Annotated in this window: 15 protein-coding genes and 1 pseudogene; 8 read left to right on the top strand and 8 right to left on the bottom strand. The window is 73.4% G+C overall.

Features of this window, described 5'->3' with window-relative positions; translation table 11 throughout:
• The first annotated feature begins 200 nt into the window (after nucleotides 1-200).
• From ABZU46_RS26205 to ABZU46_RS26235, 7 genes are all read left to right on the top strand, one after another.
• A complete protein-coding gene (locus ABZU46_RS26205) occupies nucleotides 201-1,631 on the top strand; it encodes a pre-peptidase C-terminal domain-containing protein (protein WP_354861896.1) in 1,431 nt (476 codons plus the stop codon).
• 66 nt (nucleotides 1,632-1,697) lie between these two features.
• Nucleotides 1,698-2,636, top strand: coding sequence for a MurR/RpiR family transcriptional regulator (locus ABZU46_RS26210; protein WP_354861897.1), 939 nt, complete (start codon nucleotides 1,698-1,700; stop codon nucleotides 2,634-2,636).
• Between the two features lie 90 nt (nucleotides 2,637-2,726).
• A complete protein-coding gene (locus ABZU46_RS26215) occupies nucleotides 2,727-3,674 on the top strand; it encodes a transporter substrate-binding domain-containing protein (protein WP_354861899.1) in 948 nt (315 codons plus the stop codon).
• Nucleotides 3,675-3,790: 116 nt separating this feature from the next.
• Nucleotides 3,791-4,642, top strand: a complete 852-nt coding sequence (locus ABZU46_RS26220; RefSeq protein WP_354861901.1) for an amino acid ABC transporter permease — start codon at nucleotides 3,791-3,793, stop codon at nucleotides 4,640-4,642.
• Entirely contained in the window at nucleotides 4,639-5,415 is a 777-nt protein-coding gene (locus ABZU46_RS26225) for an amino acid ABC transporter ATP-binding protein (protein ID WP_354861902.1), read from the top strand. Before ABZU46_RS26220 ends, ABZU46_RS26225 begins: the two co-directional genes overlap by 4 nt.
• Nucleotides 5,415-6,584, top strand: a complete 1,170-nt coding sequence (locus ABZU46_RS26230; protein WP_354861904.1) for a M20 family metallopeptidase — start codon at nucleotides 5,415-5,417, stop codon at nucleotides 6,582-6,584. Before ABZU46_RS26225 ends, ABZU46_RS26230 begins: the two co-directional genes overlap by 1 nt.
• A 66-nt stretch (nucleotides 6,585-6,650) precedes the next feature.
• Nucleotides 6,651-7,973 (top strand): FUSC family protein, encoded by a 1,323-nt coding sequence (locus ABZU46_RS26235; RefSeq protein WP_354861905.1) that lies wholly within the window; start codon nucleotides 6,651-6,653, stop codon nucleotides 7,971-7,973.
• A 10-nt stretch (nucleotides 7,974-7,983) separates the two neighbouring features.
• Here the strand turns inward: ABZU46_RS26235 and ABZU46_RS26240 are convergent, their stop codons facing one another.
• The 8 genes from ABZU46_RS26240 to eccB all read right to left on the bottom strand — a co-directional run bounded on the left by ABZU46_RS26240 (nucleotide 7,984) and on the right by eccB (nucleotide 14,665).
• Entirely contained in the window at nucleotides 7,984-8,628 is a 645-nt protein-coding gene (locus ABZU46_RS26240; protein WP_354861907.1) for a C39 family peptidase, read from the bottom strand.
• Between the two features lie 227 nt (nucleotides 8,629-8,855).
• Nucleotides 8,856-9,263, bottom strand: coding sequence for a TIGR03618 family F420-dependent PPOX class oxidoreductase (locus ABZU46_RS26245; RefSeq protein ID WP_354861908.1), 408 nt, complete (start codon nucleotides 9,261-9,263; stop codon nucleotides 8,856-8,858).
• A 31-nt stretch (nucleotides 9,264-9,294) separates the two neighbouring features.
• Nucleotides 9,295-9,633, bottom strand: a complete 339-nt coding sequence (locus ABZU46_RS26250) for a YkvA family protein (protein WP_354861910.1) — start codon at nucleotides 9,631-9,633, stop codon at nucleotides 9,295-9,297.
• A gap of 76 nt (nucleotides 9,634-9,709) precedes the next feature.
• Nucleotides 9,710-10,507 (bottom strand): hypothetical protein, encoded by a 798-nt coding sequence (locus ABZU46_RS26255; protein ID WP_354861912.1) that lies wholly within the window; start codon nucleotides 10,505-10,507, stop codon nucleotides 9,710-9,712.
• 271 nt (nucleotides 10,508-10,778) lie between these two features.
• On the bottom strand, nucleotides 10,779-11,138 hold the full coding sequence (locus tag ABZU46_RS26260) for a hypothetical protein (protein ID WP_354861914.1): 360 nt from the start codon (nucleotides 11,136-11,138) through the stop codon (nucleotides 10,779-10,781).
• Between the two features lie 261 nt (nucleotides 11,139-11,399).
• Nucleotides 11,400-12,689 (bottom strand): WXG100 family type VII secretion target, encoded by a 1,290-nt coding sequence (locus tag ABZU46_RS26265; protein ID WP_354861915.1) that lies wholly within the window; start codon nucleotides 12,687-12,689, stop codon nucleotides 11,400-11,402.
• On the bottom strand, nucleotides 12,682-13,050 hold the full coding sequence (locus ABZU46_RS26270; protein WP_007454914.1) for a hypothetical protein: 369 nt from the start codon (nucleotides 13,048-13,050) through the stop codon (nucleotides 12,682-12,684). The genes ABZU46_RS26265 and ABZU46_RS26270 overlap by 8 nt, the downstream gene beginning before the upstream one ends.
• 88 nt (nucleotides 13,051-13,138) lie before the next feature.
• Nucleotides 13,139-14,665: a type VII secretion protein EccB gene (gene eccB / locus ABZU46_RS26275; protein WP_354861917.1), complete on the bottom strand. Its 1,527-nt coding sequence runs from the start codon at nucleotides 14,663-14,665 to the stop codon at nucleotides 13,139-13,141.
• 159 nt (nucleotides 14,666-14,824) lie between these two features.
• Between eccB and ABZU46_RS26280 the strand changes: the two are divergent.
• Nucleotides 14,825-15,438 (top strand): annotated as a pseudogene (locus tag ABZU46_RS26280) (type VII secretion protein EccE); the annotation flags it as partial.

Consider the following 15,438-nt stretch of genomic DNA (forward strand, 5'->3'; position numbering starts at 1 on the left):
GTTGTGACTGTGTTATTAGGTGTGCTCTTCCGATCTCCGTCATCAATATGACGGGGAGTCATACCGCTCGTCCCGGTGGTGCCGATCGGGCCTCGTCGCCGCGCGCGCTGCGACGAGATGTAACAGGGGTTACTTATTGAGCAACGAACGTGATGGATGTAACTTCTGTTTCATCGATTCGTGGCCCCTCGGAGGTGCCCATGTCCCCTTCCCGTAACCCCATCCGCAAGCGGCTCGCGGTGCTCGTCACCACGACCACCCTGCTGACCGTGGCACCGATCGGGGTGACCGCCGCGTACGCCCAGGTCACCCGGGTCCGGCAGGGCAGCTCGACGGACGTCAGCCGGGCCAGCTGGTCCGGCCCGGCGTACACCATGAACGGCTCGGGCGGCATCGTGGCCGCGACGATGAACCAGGCGATCGCCGCGATTCGCGGCGGCTCCGGCTCGATTGACGTGGCCGTCGTCGCCGGATCGGGCACCGGCACCCCGGAGTGTGACGTGATCACCGGGCTGAGCGGCGTCAACTCCTGCACCACGCTCACCCTCACCGCCGCCAGCGACGGCAACAACAGCCAGGTCAACACCGACATCCGCAACGCCGAGTTCGTCTACTTCGCTGGCGGCGACCAGTGTCGGTACGTGGCGTGGAAGGGCACCGCGCTGGAGGCGTCCGTCGAGTCGGTGGTGGCCAAGGGCGGCGGGGTCGGCGGCGGCAGCGCCGGGCACCACGTCAACAGCGACATCGTGTACGACGCCTGCGGCGGCAGCGCCACCTCGGCCATCGCCCTCGACGATCCGTACGACGCGTCGATGACGTTCACGACCGGGATGTTCCGCTGGCCGAACTACGCCGACACCATCAACGACTCGCACTTCGTCACCCGGGACCGGATGGGCCGGCTCATGGCGTTCGTGGCGCGGTCCATCAAGGATGGCCGGACCAGCGGTGGCAAGGCGTGGGGAGTGGGCGTCGAGGAGGGCGCCTCGCTCTTCATCGACCGCTTCGGCCTGGCCACCCTCAGCGGGCCGAGCGCGTACGTCGTGCTCGGCGACCACCAGCCGGAGGTGGCCAGCTCGGGCCAACCCCTGACCTACTCCAACTTCAAGATCTGGAAGCTGACCAGCGGTCAGAGCTACCACTTCGGCAACCGGCCGACCTGCGGCTACTACCTCAAGAGCGTCACCAGTGGCGTCCCCAGCGGCAGCCTCTACAGCGGTACGCCGGTCACCGACTGCTCCACGCCGCCGCCCACCGGCGGGTCCAGCTATGCCGAGGTCGAGGCCAACGACTCCCGCGCCGCGGCCAACGACGTGACCGGCCGCAGCTACCCGCTGACCATCACGGGGGACATGAAGAGCGGCACGGACCGGGACTACTTCACGGTCAGCCTCGCCAGCGGGCAGACGCTGTCCGTGAACTGCGCGGTGCCCACCGCGTACGACGCCGATCTCTACCTGCTCAGCTCCACCGGAAGCACGCTCACCAGGTCGGTCAACGACGGCGCCGGCACCGGCGAGTCGGCGTCCACCACCCGTACCGCGTCCGGCTCGGCGACCTACTACGTCGAGCTGGAGGCGTACTCGGGATCGGGCAGCGCCGACTACAGCTGCACCGTCACGAAGTCCTGATCACCGCTGCGGCGCGGGCGCGTTCGGCGCGTCCGCGCCGCCTCGGGCCACGGCTAGGCTCAGCGCGTGTCGACCTCCGATCACGCCGACCAGCCGGGCGCCCGGCCGGTGGCGTACCCCAGCGGTTCTGATCCCGACGGCGTCGAGCCGGCGGCCGTCGGGGTGGCCGCCCTCATCCGGCAGCGCCTCGGTGAGTGCAGCCCGGCCGAGCGGCGGGTGGCGCGGGCCCTGCTCGCCGCCTATCCGGCGGCCGGGCTCGGCACGGTGGCCGCCCTGGCCGAGCGCGCCGAGGTGAGCGCGCCGACCGTGCTGCGCTTCCTCAGCCGTCTCGGCTTCGGTGGCTACCCGGAGTTCCAGCGCGCGCTGCGCGACGAGCTGACCGAGCGCGAGGTCTCGCCGCTGACCGCGTACCGGGCGGCGGAACGAACGGGCGAACCGCCGGCGGGGGCGCTGTCCCGCGCGGCGGCGCGGCTGCCCGAGGCGGTCGCCCGCACGCTCGTCGAGCTGCCGCAGGGTGAGCTGGACGCGGCGGCCCGGCTCCTCGCCGACCAGCAGCTGCGGGTCACGGCGGCCGGCGGCCGGTTCTCCGGGCTGCTCGCCCACTATCTGGTGCTGCACCTCATGCAGGTACGCGGGGGGAGCCGGCTGCTCCCGGCCAGCCCGGTCGAGCGCACCGACATGCTTGTCGACGTGGGCCGGCGTGACCTGGTCGTGCTCTTCGACTTCCGGCGGTACGAGGAGCCGACGCTGGCACTGGCCCGCGAGGTGACCGGGCGCGGTGCCCGGGTGGTGCTGTTCACCGACCGGTGGCTGTCCCCGGTGGCCGGTCTGGCCGAGGTGGTGCTGCCCGGCCGGGTGGAGTCGCCCTCGCTGTACGACAGCTTCGTTCCGGCGCTGGCCCTGGTGGAGACGGTGGTGGCGGCGGTGGTCGACCGGCTCGGGCCGGTCGCGGGCACCCGACTGAAGGCGATGGAACAGGCGCAGCAGGAGTTCCACATCGGCTGACCGCCGTTACAGAAAACTGTAACCCCACAGAAATAGTAATGTGCGTTACAGTCCGGGTGCTGGTACGTCTGGCACCCGGAAGGACACCCCATGCGCATCCGTCAGCTCGCCCTGGCCACCACGGCCACGGCCCTTCTCGCCGTCACCGCCGGCTGCGGCGGCACCTCCTCCACCGCTGCCGGCTCCGGCGGCGAGGCCCCCACCGTCACGGTCACCGTCGAGGGCGTCGGCCCCATCAGCACCGACGCCAACCTCGCCAAGAAGGTCCCCGCCGACCTGCGCGGGCGGGGCACGGTCACGGTCGCCACCAACGCCCCCTACGAACCGTTCATCGACTTCAAGCAGGAGGGGCGGACCGACGAGTTCAAGGGTCTGGACTACGACCTCTTCCTCGCCGCCTCCGCCCGGCTGGGCATCAAGGCCACCTTCACCCAGCAGCCCTTCGACGGGCTGGTGCCCGGCCTCCAGGCCGGCAAGTACGACGCCATCGCCGGTGGCATCACCGACAAGAAGGAGCGCCAGCAGGTCGCCACCTTCGTCGACTACTCCGCCTCCGGCACCGGCTTCCTCGTCAAGACCGGCAACCCGCTCGGCGTCAAGACCGTCGCGGACCTCTGCGGGCGCAAGGTCGCCGTGCAGAAGGCCAGCAACCAGGCCAAGAACCTGGCCGCGTACTCCAAGGAGAGCTGCGCCGGCAGGGCTGTCGAGGTCAAGGAGTACCCGGAGAACCCGCAGGCCGTGCAGGCCCTGATCGCCGGCAACGTCGAGGTCGTCGCCGCCACCAAGGTCAACCTGGTGGACACCGCCGGCACGCTGGCCGGCAAGGCCGACCTGGCGGACGACCCGTCCGCCCCCAACGGCTGGCTGGCCAGCCCGAACGGCTTCGGCTTCCTCAAGAGCAAGAAGGACGTCGCCGAGGCGTACCGGGCCGCCGTGCAGTCACTGATCGACGACGGCACCTACGCCAAGATCCTCGGCCAGTGGAAGCAGACCCCGATCGCCGTCAAGCAGGCCACCATCGACCAGGCCATCGACTGACCCCGCGGTAGGCGACCCCCTGAACCGCGGTCGCCGGGCGCCCTTTCCACACCGTGAGGGCGGGTCCGAAAGGCGCCCGGCGACCGCCGCACCGCTTTCCGCAGGAGGCACTGCACATGAACGACACCGAGACCGTACGGGTGGTCCCCGTGCGGCACTACGGTCGGTGGCTGACCGCGCTGCTCGTGGTCGGACTGGCGGCCCTGTTCCTCCGGGCGCTGCTGGACAGCCCCAACCTCGAACCCGCCACCATCGGCGAGTACCTGTTCAAGGACTACATCCTCGACGGCGTGGTCACCACGCTCTGGCTGACCCTGCTGGCGATGGTGCTCGGCACCGTCGGCGGCGTCCTGCTGGCGGTCATGCGGCTGTCGCTCAACCCCGTGCTGAGGGCGGTCTCCTGGGGCTTCATCTGGGTCTTCCGGGGCACGCCGCTGCTCGTGCAGATCATCTTCTTCGGCTTCCTCGGCGCGCTCTTTCCCCGGCTGACGCTGAGCCTGCCGTTCACCGGCACCGTCCTGTTCGACCAGCCCACCAGCGTGGTGGTCACCGGCACGGTCGCCGCCGTCCTGGCCCTGTCGCTCAACGAGATGGCGTACGCCGCCGAGGTCATCCGGGGCGGCATCCTCGCCGTCGACGGCGGCCAGACCGAGGCCGCCGCGGCGCTCGGCATGAGCCCGGCGCTCACCCTGCGCCGGGTGGTGCTGCCCCAGGCGATGCGGGTGATCATCCCGCCGATGGGCAACGAGACGATCACCATGCTCAAGTCCACCGCCCTGGTCTCGATCATCGCCGGGCGGGACCTGATGACCGCCGTGCAGACCGTCTACCAGGGCAACTACAAGGTGATCCCGCTGCTGGTCGTCGCCGCGATCTGGTACCTGGCGCTGGTGAGTCTGCTCTCCGCCGGGCAGTGGGCGATCGAACGGCGATTCGGGCGCGGCTTCAGTCGAGGAGGAGTGCGATGACCGTCGCCGAACGGGTCCCCATGGTCCGGGCCGAGTCGGTCACCAAACGGTACGGCCCCATCGAGGTGCTCAGGGGCATCGACCTCGCTGTGGCGCCCGGCGAGGTGGCCTGCCTGCTCGGCCCCTCCGGCTCGGGCAAGTCGACGTTCCTGCGCTGCATCAACCACCTGGAACGGATCGACGGCGGCCAGCTCTGGGTCGACGGCGAGCTGGTCGGCTACCGGCGCAGCGGCGACAAGCTCTACGAGTTGAAGGCCCGCGAGGTGGCCCGACGCCGCCGGGACATCGGCATGGTGTTCCAGCGGTTCAACCTCTTCCCACACCTGACCGCCCTGGGCAACGTGATCGAGGCGCCGGTCCGGGTGCTCGGCACCGCCCGGGAGGCGGCCCGCGACGAAGCGCTGCGGCTGCTCGAACGGGTAGGGCTGGCGGAGAAGGCGAACGCCTACCCCGGGCAACTGTCCGGCGGGCAGCAGCAGCGGGTGGCGATCGCCCGCGCGCTGGCCATGCACCCGAAGTTGATGCTCTTCGACGAGCCCACCTCGGCGCTCGACCCGGAGCTGGTGGGTGACGTGTTGGACGTGATGAAGGGCCTCGCCGCCGAAGGGATGACGATGATCGTGGTGACCCACGAGATGGGCTTCGCCCGGGAGGTGGCCGACTCGGTGGCCTTCCTGGACGGCGGGGTGGTCGTCGAGGCCGGCCCACCGGCGGACGTGCTCGGCAACCCCCGGCACGAGCGCACCCGCGCCTTTTTCGACAAGGTGCTGTGATGGATCCGCTGCTCACCGCCGCCGGCGACCGGCTTACCGCGTACCACGAGCGGTTGGCCGAGCTGGTCGGCATCGACTCCGGTTCCGGACAGCTCGACGGACTGCGCGCGGCGGCCGATCTCGTGCAGACCTGGTGCCTGGCCGCCGGCCTGGCGGTGGAGCGGGAGCCTGTCGCCGACCCGGCCGGCACGCCGCTGGGCGACGTGCTGATCGCCCGCCGGCGCGGACGCGGCACCCGCCGCATCCTGCTCGCCGGCCACCTGGACACGGTGTTCCCGCCGGGCACGGCAGCCGCCCGTCCGTTCCGGGTTCAGGACGGGCGGGCGTACGGCCCCGGGGTGTGCGACGACAAGGGCGGTGTGCTCGCCGGCCTGGCCGCGATGGAGGTGCTGGCCCGGTTGGGGCTGGCCGAGTACGGGGAGCTGATCCTGGTCTGCACCCCCGACGAGGAGATCGGCTCGCCCGGCAGCCGGGCCCTGCTGCGCCGCCTCGGGTCGGAGGTCGACGTCGCGCTCTGCCTCGAGTGCGCCCGCGACAACGGCGACCTGGTCTCCGCCCGCAAGGGCGTGGCGGACCTGGAGGTCACCCTGCGGGGCCGCGCGGCGCACGCCGGTATCGAACCGGAACGCGGCGCCAACGCCCTGCTCGCCGCGGCCCGGTTGACCGTCGCGCTGGACGCGCTCAACGGCCGCTGGCCGGGTGTGACGGTGAACGTCGGGCACCTGCACGCCGGAAACCGGCCGAACGTGGTCGCCGATCAGGCCCGGATGCTCGTCGACCTGCGCGCCTGGCGCACCGGCGAGTACGAGGCGGCGCTGGCCGAGATCCGCCGGCTGGTGGCCGTGCCGACCGTCTCCGGAGTCCGGGCCGAGGTGGCCGTCCACGCGCCCACCCCACCCTGGGAGCCGAGCCCTGTCGATCGTCGACTCACCGAACTGGCCGCGAAGGTGGGGGCGGGGCTGGGCGTACCGGTGTCCCACACCGCGACCGGCGGGTGCGCCGACGCGAACCTGCTGGCCGAGGCGGGCGCGGCGGTACTGGACGGACTCGGCCCGGTCGGCGGCGCGGACCACAGCCCGTCGGAGTGGCTGGACCTGGACTCCGTCGTACCCCGTACCGCCCTGCTCGCCGCCCTGATCGACCAGGTCAGCCGGGACGGCGGTGGCTGACGTACGGCCGGTGCCGGTGGGGCGGAGGGGCACGATTGGCCGGACGTCCCCCGGGTAACCGCCGCCATGGCCGACGACCGCCCACCAGCCGACCGGGACCGGTCGGCGCTCGGCGAGGCTGCCGAGCGGAGCGGGCAGGCGGTCGAGCGGGTGCGACACCGCAGCGGGCAGGCCAGCCGCATCCGGGCCCGGCAGTGGGAGGTCACCCTGGTCATCTCGATCCAGGCCGGGCTGGCCGCCGCGCTCGCCGCCCTGATCGCCCAGCACTTCCTCGGCCCCGGAGCGCACGTCTTCGCCCCGGCTGCCGCCGTCGGTACGATCGCCACCGCCATCGGCCAGCGGGCCCGACGAACCTTCGAGCTGCTGTTCGGCGTCGGCCTGGGCATCGTCATCGGTGACGCGCTGCGCTTCATCGTCGGCTCCGGGCCGTGGCAGACCGGCGTGGTCGTCGCCCTGGCCGTCGCCAGCGCCCTCCTGGTGGCCGGTAAGGGCGGGCCGTTGGTCGGCCAGGCTGGCGGTACCGCCGTACTGATCGCCACGCTGGCCCCGATGCAACGTGGCCTGGAGCTGCCCCGGATCTTCGACGCGCTCGTCGGCGGCGCGGTCGGCCTCCTGGTGGTCGCGCTGCTCCTGCCCATCAACCCGATACGGGTGCTCGACCGCGCCGCCACGCCGATCTTCGCGGTCCTGCGCGAGCAACTCGCCGAGCTGGCGGAGGCGGTACGGCAGCGCGACGTCGACCGAACGCAGGGTGTTCTGGAGCGGCTTCGCGGCACCGAGGGCGACGTGGGGCGCCTGAACGACTCGCTGAGTGGGGCGGAGGAGGTGGTCACCATCGCGCCGGCACGCTGGCACCGCCGTCAACAGTTCCACCGGTACGCCCGCAGCGCGTCGCACCTGGAACGGCTGCTGCTGGACAGCCACGCGCTGGCCCGCTGGTCGACGACCGCCCTGCAGTACGACGAGCCGATTCCGGCGGAGCTGCCGGACGCGATCGCCCGGCTGGGGCAGGCGGTGGCGGAGATGCAAACGGAGTGCCGGGTCGGCGAGACCCCGCGGTGCACCCGGAAGCTGGTCGAGGAGTGTGCCGAGCTGGCCGGACGGGCAGCCGCGACCGGGGTCAGGTCGTTCGGCGACGCCCTCGTCACCGGCCTGCGCACCGCGGCCAGCGACCTGCTCCGGGCGGCGGGGTGCGAGCCCGACGACGCCAACCGGATCGTGCGCAAGGCGGCCGGTGCCGGCGAGGCGGCCATCTCCCCGCCGACCCGACACCATCTGCACCGCGCCCGGCCGACTCGGGCCACCCGGGCGCGTCGGCGAGCGCACCACGCCTCCCGCAGACGCGACGACAGGGCCGGCCTCTCCGCGCGGAAGAGACCGGCCCGGTGAACCGTCAGGGTCAGGAGGAGTAGCCGCGCTCGGCGATCCAGTTGGCGACCTTCGGCAGGCTCATCCAGTACTCGCCGAGCGCCGGGTCGGCCGGGTCGGCGACGCGGATGCTGTCCCCGCCGTCGCGGTAGCCGACGAGCGTCAGGTAGTGGCCGCCCTCGTACGAGTGCGGGTTGCCGTCGGTGTCCACGGTCGTGCCCTTGATGTTGGCCACCACCGGTCTGCCGGCGTCGATCGCGGCCAGGACGTCCCGGCGCAGCTGCTCGACCTGGTCGGGGCGGGCCACCGAGTCACGGATCTCGGTGGTCCGGTAGCGACCGCCGGTCAGCTCGTTGAGCACGCGGGTGGTGTCCAGGGCCGACGGTGTGCCCGCCTCGGTGGTGCCGAGCCGCTTGGCCACCTCGTCCTGGGACAGCGCCTTGCCCTGCGCGGAGAGCGCGATCCGGGTCGCGGCCGGGCCGCAGTAGAAGAAGTTCGGCTGGGCCTGGTAGTCGACGTCGAGAATGCGCTCCGCGCTCCGGTTGGTCTGGCTCGACGAGGGCGGGGCGCCCTGCGCGGGCGCTGCCTGCGCGGCGACCGCAGGGCCGAGGGCGCAACCGCCAGCGACCAGCAGGCCGACGACGGACAGGCCGCTCTTCTGCACGATCGGGTTCATGGTCGAGTCTCCGTTCGGGGGTAGCCGCCTCCGTGGCGGTCTCGGCCGTGCGTACCGGGGACGTAACGGCCCTGCTTCGGCCGACATTCCGTCGCCGGCTGCCGCCGGGGGCGTCGTGACCAGGTGCAACGGCTGTCGCCGGTGCGAGATTCCGGGAGACCGCGTGCGGCCGTGGGAGGGCCCGAAGCAGGCATGGTGGCATGAAGCGGACAGAACGCCAGTGCGGCTCAGAGGCTCCCGAGCAACCCGGTCACAGTGATCTCGATGACCACGCGCTCCGGATTCGGGCGCGGGGTCCGATACCGCTCGGCGTAGCGGCGCTCCGCCTCCGCGACGGCGGCTCGGTCCGACCGGAGCACCGCCCGGCCCTCGATCGTCAACCAGCGGCGGCCGTCCACATGGCAGACCGCCACCGGAGTGCCGTCGGCGCCGGCGGCGGCCACCTGGCGAGCCTTGCGGGACGTACCCGAGGTGATCACCCGGGCCAGCCCGGCCGCCGGATCGAGAGTGACCCCGACGGGCACCACGTGCGGGGTGCCGTCGGCGCGCAGGGTGGTCAGTGTCGCCAGGTGCCGTTCCGCGCAGAAGGCGGCCACCCGGTCGTCGCGGATGTCCAGCCGATGATCGCCCGCCACGTCCGTCCCCCGTCCTGTGCGCCAACCTCGATCATCGTACGGAGCGGGCGCGGTCCGGATCCGGCGGCGCGTCCGGCTGCCCGGGCAGGCGAAGGCCGGCCGCCCGGCGCTTGTGCACGAGCCGCGTGAGATAGATCAGCGCGCCGGCCAGAACACCCATGTCGTCCAGGTAGATCGGGTCCGGGAGGATGTCCACCGGAAAGATCGTGTAGATCAGCGCCCCGTAGAAGGCGATCTTGCCGCCCGCGCCGAGCCCGGTCAGCAGCCGCCTCGTGCGCACCACCCGTACCGCCAGCACCACCGCGCCGACCAGTGTGGCGATCGCCAGGATGCCGGCGATCACCACGAGGACCCACGCCTGTCGGGACATGCCGTCACGCTAACCCACCAGCGCCGGCCCGGCCCGGTTCGCCGGGTCGCGAAACCGGAACCGCCGGGCCACCGGGTCAGAACGCCGGGACCGCCGCCCGACCGCGGGCGACCACCGCGTTCTCCCGGGTCTGCTCGGTCGGCGGCCGGAGGACCTCGCTGAGCGGCAGCACCGACGCCGACTCCGCCACCCGCCGCCCGGTCGCCGCGTGGGCCTCCTCGCGAAGGCTACGAGCCGCCGCCACGGCCAGCTCCGCGGCCCGCCAGGCCGCCTGCTCCCGCTCCTGGGCCGCGACGTGCCGGGCGGCCAGATTGTCGCGGATCGCCCGCTGCAGCACGAGTTCCTGATCGACGGGGTGCAGCCGCGGGTCCCAGCCGTCGCGGTGCGCGAAGACGTCGCTGAGCTGCTCCACCGACAGCTCCCGCCGCCAGTACGCGTCCAGCGCGGCCCGGTGCAGGTAGCGCTCGCGGTCGGCGTACTCGGCGGGGGTCCGGGCGGTCTGCGGCAGCGGCATCGCGGCCGCTGCGCCGAGCCGTCGTACGCCGGCCTCGGCCGCCTCCAGCGCCTGCCAGGCGGCTTCGACGGTCTCCTGCGCGGCCACCCACTCCGCCCGTCGACGCTGGGCGGTGGTGGTGGCGCGCTCGGCGGCCACCGCGACCTCCTGCGCGTAGCGGCTCTGCTCCCGCTCCTGGAGCGCCTGTTCGAGCTGGCTGGGCATGGCGGCGTTGCGGATCCGGGCGGCCGGGTCGAGGCGGAGCCGGCCGGGTCGCAGCAGGAGCGCGGCGACGGCGACCACCACCACCCCGAGCAGGCTCAGCCAGATGGCGGCGGCCCGGGGCACGTCGGGCAGGACGGCGGAGAGGACGGTCTGCATGATCAGCACCTCGCGGTCGAACGACGGTATCGACGGATGGGTCCTGACGGCACCGGGCCGGTCGCTCGACTGGTGTCGACGCGCCGGGCTCCGAGTGGTCGGGGTGAGCTGCGGATGGCCGCCCGAGGCTCGGGCCGATCCCCGCTGGGCGGGATCTCGCGAGCCGGATCGGGTCTGGCTGCGGGTAGCGCCGGTGGCGGCGACCCGGGCACCCGGACGCACGACCCGGAGCCAAGTCACGGGGAGCGTCGGGTGGCCTGACGGCCTGAGATCAGCTGGTGGGAGGGCCGCGTCGGGGCGGGGTACCGCGGCCGGGCTCAACGGCCGACGTGTGCTCCGCGCCCGCGAGGACCGGGCCGGTCGGCGCGGCGACGATGGCGTCGCTGCTCGGCCGGGGCGCGGCCGGCTGGCTCGTCCGCTCGGTGGCCGCGACGGCCTCCGGCTGAACGGCGTCCACCCGGCTGCTCACGGCGCTGGGCCGCAGCTGCGCCTGAGCGGACGGCGGGGTGGCGGCGAGCGCGCCGCCGAGGCCGACCGCGAGCACCAGCGCGGTGACCGCCAGCCGGGTCAGCTCCCGCAGTGACCACAGCACGGCCCACCGGGCTGGGCGGACCAGGGCTGCGGACGACACCCGACCAACCTATCGCCCGACCCGGCATGGCGCAGCACGACAGCGGGCGAATGGGAGTGACCGCCACCACCGTCGCCACTGTGGACGGTGCTGACCTGCGGCCGCACCGTATCCGGGTGCGAGGGCCGAGGGCCGGGGCCCGGGGGCCGGGGGCCGGGGGCCGAGGGCCGAGGGCCGAGGGCCGAACCACGGTGACCCCCGCCGCAGCAGGCGGCAGGGGTCACTCGGGTATCTCGTGCGGCGCCGGGTGCCGTCGGCGGGTCAGCCGGAGGTGCCGAGCACCGGCGGCGCGGCGTCCCCGCCGTCCTGCCACACCATCTCGTCCTCGGTCAGCCAGGTCAGCCGCTCGTCGGACTCGTCGTCCTCGGGGCGACCGTGCCCGCCGAGCACCCCCGGGCGGTTGGCGCCCCGGCCGTTGCCCGTCAGACCCTGGCGCCCACCCGCGGCCGACCGACCGGACTCACCGCGGCGGCCGTCGATGCTCCGCCCGACGCCACTGGCGGACCGGCTCTCGGCGGCGGCAGCGCCGCCGGTCGGCCGGGCCGCCGTGGTGGGCGTGCTGCTCGACCCGGCGAGCGCGGAGGTGCGCAGCACCCCACCGGCCGGCGCCCCGCCCGGTGCCCCGAAGAGCAGGCTCGGCCCGCCCGAGGCGCTGGCAGCCACGGTGGTGGTCGGCCCGGCCAGCCCGGCCAGCCCGGCCGCCCCGCCGGTGAGCAGAGCCCCGCCGAGCAGCGGGTCCGCGCTGGCGAGGGAGGTGGTGCTGCCCTCGGGGTCGCTACCGGTGCCCTCCGGCCCGATGGCGACGACCGAGGTGCCACCGTCCTGGCCGGGGACGGAACCGCCCCCGCCGGCCGGCGGAGGTGCCACCCCGTCGGGCGTCGCGACTGTCGCGCCGCCGGTGTGCGCGGTCAGGCCGGTGGCGGTCGGAGCTGCCGACGGCGTCGTGGTGGCCGGGCCGCTGCGCGGCGTCGGCCGGTCCTGATTGGTCGTCTTCGGCGTCTCCGGGTGGGGGTGGGGCGGGTCGACCACCCGGTCGTAGGCGGAGAGGTCGTAGCCGGCGGCCAGCTCGGCAACCACGTTCACCATCCGCTGGTGGGCCTTCTCCTGCTCTTCCTTGTCCTGCTGGTGGCCCATGATGCCCCCGACCACGGCACCGGGCAGGCCGAAGGCGGCACCCTTGAGCGCGCCCGAGATGGCCTGGTCGTTGTCGTCGGTCTCTTCCGGGCTCTCGGCCTGCTTGTGCGCGGTGCGCAGCTGGCTAGCCATCATGGTGAGGCCCTGCTTGATGCCGGCCATGCCCTCGCCCAGCGCGTCGGAGTGATCGACGATCAGCGTCAGCCGGCGCTGGAACTCCCGACCCGCCGGGCCAGTCCAGGTGTTGCCGAGCTTCTCCAGGTCGCCGCTCAGCTCCCGGCCGAGGCCGTCCAGGATGCCCTTGAGGGCGGCCCACTGGGCGGCGATCCCCTCGATCTGCTCCGGCTTGCCGGCCATCACCGCGTCGTACAGCTCGCGGTGGCTCTTGCCCTGGTAGCGCTGGGTGTACTCAGACACTGCCGTCCCCCTTCGGCTGCAACGCCCGGTCGACACCGGTCAGCGCAGCCGTGATGTCGGTGGCGTTGGCCGCGTTACGCGCCTCGGCGGTGCGGTAGTTGGCCAGGATGGTGCTGGTCGCCTGCTGCGCCGCCTGCACCGCCTGCCGGAGCCGCTCGGCCTGATCCACGTACGACTGGTGGACCTCGCTGTAGCGGCGTGAATTCTGGGTGGCGTCGGTGAACGATCCCAACGCCGGTGGACTGCACTGCATCTCGGTGTTGAGCTTGCGCAGCACCGACTCGGCCTGACTCAGCCGCGACGCCAGGTGCTTGTGGAAGTCCTCAAGGGACAGCAGGTCGACTTCCGTACGCCCGGTCATGGCAAACATCCCCGTCGTTCTGGTTGACAACCGTCAGCGAACCCAGGTTAGTCCACTGCCGCGACCCGGGGCGACCCGTCCGAACGGCTCAGCCGTCGGCGCCGGTCGATGCCCCGGGCAGCCCACCGCCCGTGCCGCCGCTCGCCGGGGCGCTCGTGGCCGTAGTGGACGACGTGGGCTGCGGCACGGACGCGGACGCCGGCGCGTCACCGGGTGCGAACTGCACGAGCGCGTCCTCCCGGTCCAGGGTGGGCCCGGTCGGGATCAACGCGAGCAGCGAGCCGGGCACCGCCAGCGGGGTGACCCCTTCGTAGCCGAGCGCCCCCAGCGTCTCGGCGGAACCGAGCGGGTACCGGACACCCTGCGGGCTGATCAGGTAGACCGTCGCGCCGGCGGCACCGGACCCGCTGGTGCCGGCGCCGGGCGCGGCCTGGGCCAGTACGCCCTTGCCGCCGGGCAGCAGCACCGACTCGGCCGTGCGCACCGCGTCCCGGTTGGTCTGGCGCACCGGCACCGAGCCGGGCTCGTCCGCCGTCAACTCCGCCGGAGCCCGGTCGAAGACCTCCAGCGTGGTGGTCGGGGGACCACCGGCGCTGCCGGCCCGGTACGTCGCGCAGAGCAGCGTCTGCCCGGCCCGGGCCTGGTACAGGGTGGGCAGCGTCCGGGGCATTCCGTCCGCGTCCACCCGCTGCTCGGTCAACAGCCGACCGGCCTGGTCCGGCGTGATGTCGGTGATCTGACCGCCGCCACTGATGAGCAGCAGGGCGGTGATCTCACTGATCGAGACGAGACCCTCCCGCGCGAGCACGTAGTGCTGCCCCGCCGCCTGGAAGACCTGACCGATGGTGGCGGGCCGGCCGGCGACGCTCAGCCCGCTGCGGTCGCCCATTCCGGGCAGCGACGGCTTGCGCAGCGGCGGCCCGGCCGGCACGGCGTTGAGCAGCTGCTGCCCGACCGGCAGCGGTGCCGTGCCGGTCATCCGCAGCGCCGCGACCGCCTGGTCACCGCCGCGCACCTCGAGCCGGGAGTTGCCGGTGAGCAGGTGCCGCTGACCGTCGACGGTGACCAGGACCGCCCGGTCGCCGAGCGGCGCACCGCCGGGCAGCGCGCGGTCGATCACGACGCGGGTGGTGGAGTGGCGCGGGTCGGCCGCGTCGGGCACGTCGCAGACGGACCACGGCAGGCCGGTCAACGACTTGCGGTCCGGCAACGCGTCGGGCGCGCCGACGATGCCGACGGTGTGCCCCCGTGGACGGTCGCGCAGCGCCGCCTGCGACATGGTGCGCACCGTGGGGTCGGGCTCGTTGAGGATCAGCCGTGCGGAGGCGTAGTTGAGCGTCGGATGCAGCTGTCCCTCGGCGAACACGTACGTCGCGCCGGTCTCCCGCTCGATGACCAGGCTGTTCTCCTCCAGTGGCGCGGTGTTCCCGGTCAACTGGCCGTACGCGCCCACGCCGCCGAGCACCACCGCCGCGGCGATCACACTGCCGAAGACCGCCATGCCGAGCCGTCGCATCGGCAGGTTGGTCGTCTCCGGATCGCCCGACACGAGCGCGGAGACGATCCGACGGGTGACGAAGCGGTACGCCTGCACCTGATCGCGGCGGGTCCGCATGACTTACCTCCGGCGGGGTGGATCCGCGACGATGTCCTCGGGGTGCCGTCGCGGGCTTCCCTACGATAAGGGGCCGACGGCGGGTCCTCGGGGCCGCCGCCGGATCGGTGCCGGGCCGACCCGGCGCAGAGTCGTACCGTCCAGGAGGGACAGTCAGCGATGACGCAGGTTCAGGCGCCACCCGCGGATGCGGTCGCGAGGCCGTCCGACGTCCCGGTACGGGCCACCCCGGCGGCCGATCGGCCGGGTCGGGGTCGCATCGGTCCGGTGCTGGTCGGCCAGCTCGTCGTACTCGAGGTGTGTGCCCTCGCCGTCTGGGCCGCGACGGCCGGGCCGAGCTGGCTGCTCGCCACGGTCGCCGCCCTGGCGGTCGCTGTCGTGGTGGCCGCGTTCGCCCGCCGTGGCGGTCGCTGGTGGTTCGACGACCTGCTGCTGCGTCGCCGGCTCCGCCACCGCCGCGAACGGGCGGCGGCCGCGCTGGCCGGCGGGACCGCCGTGGACCCCCGGCTGGCCGCGCTCGCACCCGAGCTGGGCGTCATCGAGTTGACCGACCGGGGCACCCGGCTCGGCATCGGGCAGGACGAGCAGGGCTGGTTCGCCGCTGTCGCGCTGCAACCGGTCACCGGCGCCGCGGTCGGTTCGGTGGACGCGGCGACCGTGGACCGCGCGTTGCGGGTGCTCGCCGACTTCTCGGCCCCGGTGTCCAGGGCCCAGGTGGTCGCGCACACCCTGGTCTGGTATCCGGCCCCCGGTGCGCCGCCGGCGGCGCCCCC

The sequence above is a fragment of the Micromonospora sp. NPDC005197 genome, assembly GCF_040608295.1.
In the GTDB taxonomy this organism is placed as follows: Bacteria; Actinomycetota; Actinomycetes; order Mycobacteriales; family Micromonosporaceae; genus Micromonospora.